At 55.3% G+C, this 515-nt stretch carries 1 protein-coding gene; it reads left to right on the top strand.

The features are described from left to right. Positions 1 to 75: 75 nt before the first annotated feature. Positions 76 to 515 (top strand): IS110 family RNA-guided transposase (locus ACODS5_RS24685; RefSeq protein ID WP_489109888.1); only part of this gene is annotated, 440 nt, incomplete at its 3' end.

Here is a 515-nt window from a genome sequence, read left to right as displayed (position 1 = left end):
CTTAATGAGATGGTCACCCCGGCACCCTGCGAGGCGTACGCTTTCGCAGGGTGTTTTTCTTCGGAGACCGTCATCATGAGCAACGTGACACTGATCGGCATCGACATCGGCAAACATACCTTCCACCTGCATGCCCAAGACAAGTTCGGCAACGAGGTATCGCGCAAGAAGTGCTCAAGGCCGCAGATGATGCGGTTTCTGGCTAATCATCCTCCTTGCACGGTGGTGATGGAGGCCTGTGCCGGCTCGCACTGCCTTGCTCGAGAAATCAAAGCGATGGGGCATGAGGCCAAGCTGATCTCGCCGCAGTTCGTTAAGCCTTTCGTCAAGAGCAACAAGAATGACTTCGTCGATGCGCAAGCCATTTGCGAGGCCGCTTCCCGACCTTCCATGCGTTTTGTGACACCAAAGTCGCCAGACCAGCAAACGCTCTCTGTTTCTCATCGGATGCGTGAGTCATTGATCCGCGACCGAACCAAGACGGTGAACCAGATGCATGGGTTCCTGCTCGAGTT

The sequence above is a fragment of the Pseudomonas sp. FG47 genome, assembly GCF_057809115.1.
Note: the sequence above shows the minus strand (reverse complement) of the source record. Positions and strands in the feature narration are given on the sequence as shown.